This window comes from Roseateles sp. (assembly GCF_039929605.1).
GTDB lineage: Bacteria > Pseudomonadota > Gammaproteobacteria > Burkholderiales > Burkholderiaceae_C > Pelomonas.
Genome location: NZ_JBDSQX010000129.1, coordinates 1 through 5,423 on the forward strand (window position 1 = coordinate 1; position 5,423 = coordinate 5,423).

Annotated in this window: 4 protein-coding genes and 1 pseudogene; all 5 read left to right on the plus strand. The window is 67.2% G+C overall.

Annotation, left to right across the window (positions count from 1 at the left end):
- Positions 1–597 (plus strand): 4Fe-4S dicluster-binding protein (locus ABIS05_RS17790; RefSeq protein ID WP_348009155.1); only part of this gene is annotated, 597 nt, incomplete at its 5' end.
- 10 nt (positions 598–607) lie between these two features.
- Positions 608–2,107 (plus strand): CoA-acylating methylmalonate-semialdehyde dehydrogenase, encoded by a 1,500-nt coding sequence (locus tag ABIS05_RS17795; protein WP_348009156.1) that lies wholly within the window; start codon positions 608–610, stop codon positions 2,105–2,107.
- A gap of 21 nt (positions 2,108–2,128) precedes the next feature.
- Positions 2,129–3,565: an NCS1 family nucleobase:cation symporter-1 gene (locus ABIS05_RS17800; RefSeq protein WP_348009157.1), complete on the plus strand. Its 1,437-nt coding sequence runs from the start codon at positions 2,129–2,131 to the stop codon at positions 3,563–3,565.
- Positions 3,562–5,010: a dihydropyrimidinase gene (gene hydA / locus ABIS05_RS17805; RefSeq protein ID WP_348009158.1), complete on the plus strand. Its 1,449-nt coding sequence runs from the start codon at positions 3,562–3,564 to the stop codon at positions 5,008–5,010. Before ABIS05_RS17800 ends, hydA begins: the two co-directional genes overlap by 4 nt.
- A gap of 100 nt (positions 5,011–5,110) precedes the next feature.
- Positions 5,111–5,423: pseudogene (locus ABIS05_RS17810) on the plus strand (Zn-dependent hydrolase); the annotation flags it as partial.

Below are 5,423 nucleotides of genomic sequence, written 5' to 3' on the forward strand. Positions count from 1 at the left end.
CCGATCGCGCTGAACATGGTGGCCGAGATCGCCCGCGACCCGGCCACCGCGGGCATGCCCATCAGCGGCATTGGCGGCATCACCACCTGGCGCGACGCGGCCGAGTTCATCGCCATGGGCTGCGGCAACGTGCAGGTCTGCACCGCCGCCATGGTCTACGGCTTCAAGATCGTGCAGGACATGTGCTCGGGCCTGAACACTTTCATGGACGAGAAAGGCTACGCGTCGATCGAGGACTTCCGTGGCCGCGCGGTGCCGACCGTGAAGAACTGGAACCAGCTCAACCTCAACCACGTCGAGAAGGCCGTCATCGATCAGGACAGCTGCATCAAGTGCGGGCGCTGCCACGTCGTCTGCGAGGACACGTCGCACCAGGCCATCTTTGCGATGAAGGATGGGCAGCGGCACTTTGAAGTGAACGACGCCGAATGCGTGGGCTGCAACTTGTGCGTGTCGATCTGCCCCGTCCCTGGCACCATCTCGATGCGCGCTCTACAACCGGGCGAAACCGATGCGCGCACGGGCCGCGTCATCGACGGCAGCTACGCCAACTGGACCACGCACCCGAACAACCCCATGAGTGCCGGATGCGCTTGAAGGAACTGCAATGAGTCACTACGAAGTCGGCCACTGGATCAACGGCGCGGCCACACGAGGCAACGGCGACCGCCAGCAAGACATTTACAACCCCGCCACGGGCGCCGTGCAAGGCCAGCTGCTGCTGGGCAGCGTGGCCGACCTGGACGCCGCCGTTGCCAGCGCCACCAAGGCCGCCAAGGCCTGGGGCCAGACACCGGCACTAGCCCGCTCACGGGTGCTGTTCAAGTTCCTCGCCATCGTGCAGGACAAGCGCGAGGAACTGGCTGCCGCCCTCGTGCGCGAGCACGGCAAGACGCTGCCTGATGCCCTGGGCGAGGTGGCGCGCGGCATCGAGAACATCGAGTTCGCGACCGCCATGCCGCAGCTGCTGAAGGGCGAGTACACCGAGCAGATCGCGCGCGGTCTGGACGCCTGGAGCACCCGCCAGCCGCTGGGCGTCGTGGCCGGCATCACGCCGTTCAACTTCCCCGCCATGGTGCCGATGTGGATGTACCCGCTCGCCATCGGCTGCGGCAATGCCTTCATCTTGAAGCCCAGCGAGCGCGACCCGAGTGCGTCGCTGCTGATGGCGCAATGGCTGAAGGACGCCGGCCTGCCCGACGGCATCTTCAGCGTCGTGCAGGGCGACAAGGACATCGTCGACGCCATCCTGGCCCACCCCGGCATCGCGGCGGTCAGCTTCGTCGGCTCCACGCCGGTGGCCGAGCACATCTACAAGGTCGGCTCGTCGCACGGCAAGCGCGTGCAGGCGCTGGGCGGCGCGAAGAACCACATGGTCGTCATGCCCGACGCCGACCTGGAGCAGGCCGTGGACGCGCTGATGGGCGCCGCCTACGGCTCGGCTGGCGAGCGCTGCATGGCCATCTCGGTGGCCGTGGCGGTGGGCGACGCGGCCGACGCGCTGGTGGCCGCGCTGGCGCCCAAGGTCGCGGCGCTAAAGATTGGCGAGGGCTTTGGTGCCGGCATCGAGATGGGCCCGCTGATCACGCGGGCGTCCAAGCAGCGCGTGGAAAAGCTGATCGGCGAAGGCATCGAAGCCGGCGCGAAGGCGGTGGTCGACGGGCGCGGTTTGCGGGTGCCGGGCCACGAAGATGGCTTCTTCGTCGGCGGCACTTTGCTGGACGGCGTATCGGCCGACATGAGCTGCTACACCGAGGAGATCTTCGGCCCCGTGCTGTGCGTCGTGCGCGTGCCCGACCTGGCCGCAGCCATCGCCTTGATCGAGGCCAACGAATATGCGAACGGCGTCGCCATCTTCACCCGCGACGGCCACGTGGCGCGCGAGTTCGTGCATCACATCCAGGTCGGCATGGTCGGCGTCAACGTGCCGCTGCCGGTGCCCATGGCCTTCAACAGCTTTGGCGGCTGGAAGCGCAGCCTGTTCGGCGACCACCACGCCTACGGGCCCGAGGCGGTGCGGTTCTACACGAAGCACAAGGCCGTCATGCAGCGCTGGCCCGACAGCCTGCCCAAGGGCCCGCAATTTGCTTTCCCTCAGAACACCTGAACCCCTGACGAGAAGGCCCCCATGAGCACAGTCGATCCGACCCTCTCCAACGCCGATCTGTTGCCCACCACGGCGGCCCAGCGCCACTGGGGCTGGAAGGACTTTGCGGCCCTGTGGGTCGGCATGGTCGTCTGCGTGCCGACCTACACCATGGCCAGCTCCATGCTGGACCAAGGCTTCTCCTGGCAGATGGCGATCTGGCTAGTGTTCGCGGCCAACTGCATCGTGCTCGTGCCCATGGTGTTGATCGGCCGCATCGGCGCCGAACACGGCATCCCGTTCCCGGTGCTCGCGCGGTTGTCCTTCGGCGTCAAGGGCGCGGGCCTGCCGGCCGTGCTGCGCGGCCTGGTGGCCTGCGGCTGGTTCTCCATCAACTGCTACTTCGGCGCGCTGGCGCTGCACGGCTTTCTGAACGTGCTGGGCATGGGCCTCGCGGGGCCGGCGGCGGGCGAGACCATCAGCAGCTCGCAGTTCGCCTGCTTCATCGCCTTCTGGGCCTTGCACCTGTGGTTCATCTGGCGCGGGCCGGAGTCCATCCGCAAGCTGGAGGTGGTGGCCGCGCCGCTGATGATTGGCGCCTCGCTGCTGCTGGCCATCGTGTTGTTCATGCGGGTGCCTGCCGGGCAGTTGCTGGCCTTGCCGGCCAAGGTCGTCGAGGGCGGCCCCAAGACCTGGGCTGCGCTCACGGGCCTGGTCGGCTTCTGGGCCACGCTGGCACTCAACATCCCCGACTTCACCCGCTTCGCCAAGACGCAACGCGACCAGGTGCTGGGCCAGGCCGTCGGCCTGCCACTGCCCATGGCGCTGTTCTCGATGGTGGGCGTCATCGGCTTCTCGGCATCGGCCATCCTCTACGGCAAGGCGCAGCTGTTCCCCGATGGCCTGCTGACGCAGATGGGCCCGGTGGCAGCGGGCGTCGGCCTGCTGGTGATCCTGCTGGCCAACCTGACCACCAACGTGGCGGCCAACCTCGTCTCGCCCTCCTACGACTTCTCCCAGCTCGCGCCCGACAAGATCAGCTTCCGCATGGGCGGCCTCATCGCCGCCGTCATCGGCCTGGCCTTCATGCCCTGGAAGCTGCTCGCCACGTCGGGCGGCTATCTCTTCACGTGGTTGGGCGGTTATGGCGCGCTGCTGGGCGCCATCGCCGGCATCCTGCTGGTCGACTACTACGGGCTGCGCAAGGGTCAACTGCGCGTGAACGACCTCTACCGCCGCAACGGCGCTTACGAATACAGCGGCGGCTGGAACTGGCGCGCGGTGATCGCCTTCGCGCTCGGCGTGCTGCCCTGCCTGCCGGGCTACCTCGCCGTGTCGGGCGTGATCGACAAGGCGGCCGTGCCGCCCGCACTGCTCGGCCTGTTCGACTTCGGCTGGTTCTTCAGCCTGGCCGTGGCGGGCGCGGTGTATTTCTTCAGCATGCCACGCGCCCGAGTGGCGCAAGGAGCCCCTGCATGACCTCTCTGTTGATCCGCGGCGCCGTCGTCGTCAATGCCGACGCCGAAAGCCGCACCGATGTGCTGTGCGTCGATGGCCGCATCGCGGCGCTGGGCGACCGCGCCGTCAAGGAAGCGCCCGCCGGCACCGAAACGCTGGACGGCACGGGCCGCTACCTGATCCCCGGCGGCATCGACCCACACACGCACATGCAGCTGCCCTTCATGGGCACGGTGACGCAGGACGACTTCTTCACCGGCACGGCCGCGGCACTCGCCGGCGGCACGACGTCGATCATCGACTTCGTCATCCCCAACCCGCAGCAGCCGCTGATGGAGGCCTACCGCACCTGGCGCGGCTGGGCCGAGAAGAGCGCCGCCGACTACGCCTTCCACGTCGCCGTGACGTGGTGGGACAAGAGCGTCAGCGACGACATGGGCACCCTCGTGCGCGAGGAAGGCGTGAACAGCTTCAAGCACTTCATGGCCTACAAAAACGCCATCATGTGCGACGACGAGACGCTGGTGAACAGCTTCAAGCGCTCGCTCGAACTCGGCGCCATGCCCACCGTGCACGCGGAGAACGGCGAGCTCGTCTACCTGCTGCAGGCCGAGGTCGCCAAGATGGGCATCACCGGCCCCGAGGGCCACCCGATGTCGCGCCCGCCGATGGTGGAAGGCGAAGCCGCCAACCGCGCCATCGCCATTGCCGACGTGCTGGGCGTGCCCATCTACATCGTCCACGTCAGCTGCATTGAAAGCGCCGAAGCGATTGCCCGGGCGCGAGCGCGGGGCCAACGCGTCTACGGCGAAGTGCTGGCCGGCCACCTGCTCATCGACGACAGCGTCTACCGCGACCCGTCCTTCGAGAAGGCAGCCGCCTACGTGATGAGCCCGCCCTTCCGTCCCAAAATCCACCAGGAGTTCCTGTGGCGCGGCCTGCAGTCGGGCCAACTGCACACCACGGCGACCGACCACTGCACCTTCTGCGCTGAGCAGAAAGGCATGGGCCGCGACAACTTCGCCAAGATCCCCAACGGCTGCGGCGGCGTCGAGGAACGCATGGCGGTGCTGTGGGATGCCGCCGTCAACTCCGGCCGGCTCACACCCAGCGAATTCGTCGCCATCACGTCCGCCAACGCGGCCAAGCTCTTCAACATGTACCCGCGCAAGGGCGTCATCGCCGAGGGCGCGGACGCCGACCTCGTGCTGTGGGACCCGGCAGGTACAAAGACGCTGGGCGCCAAGACGCAGTTCTCGAAGAACGACTTCAACATCTTCGAGGGCCGCACGGTGCGCGGCGTTCCCAGCCACACGATCAGCCAGGGGCGCGTCGTGTTCGCCAACGGCGACCTGCGTGCCGAGCAGGGCAAGGGTCGCTACATGAAGCGCCCGCCGTTCGGCCCGCAGTTCGACGCAGCCATCAAGCGCGCCGCAGACCTGCAGCCCACCGCCGTCGCCCGATAAAGACAAACACAGCCACAGAGACACAGAGGCACAGAGAAATTGCGCTTGCTCTCTGTGTCTCTGTGCCTCTGTGGCTGTGTTCTGAATTCAAGGACTCTCGATGAACACTTCTGATCTACGCATCAACGGCCAACGCCTCTGGGACTCGCTGATGGAGCTCGCGCAGATCGGCGCCACCGAGAAAGGCGGCGTCTGTCGCCTGACGCTGACCGACCTCGACAAACAGGGCCGCGACCTCGTCACGCGCTGGGCACGCGAGGCCGGCATGACGGTCACCATCGACCAGATTGGCAACGGCTTCATGCGCCGCGCCGGGCGCAACAACGCTTTGGCGCCCATCGTGACTGGCAGCCACATCGACACCCAGCCCACCGGCGGCAAGTTCGATGGCAACTACGGCGTGCTGGCTGGCA

Excerpts from the sequence above, each read along its gene's own strand:
- ABIS05_RS17795 (WP_348009156.1), top strand. The coding sequence starts at position 608 with ATGAGTCACTACGAAGTCGGCCACTGGATCAACGGCGCGGCCACACGA.
- hydA (WP_348009158.1), top strand. The coding sequence starts at position 3,562 with ATGACCTCTCTGTTGATCCGCGGCGCCGTCGTCGTCAATGCCGACGCC.
- ABIS05_RS17800 (WP_348009157.1), top strand. The coding sequence starts at position 2,129 with ATGAGCACAGTCGATCCGACCCTCTCCAACGCCGATCTGTTGCCCACC.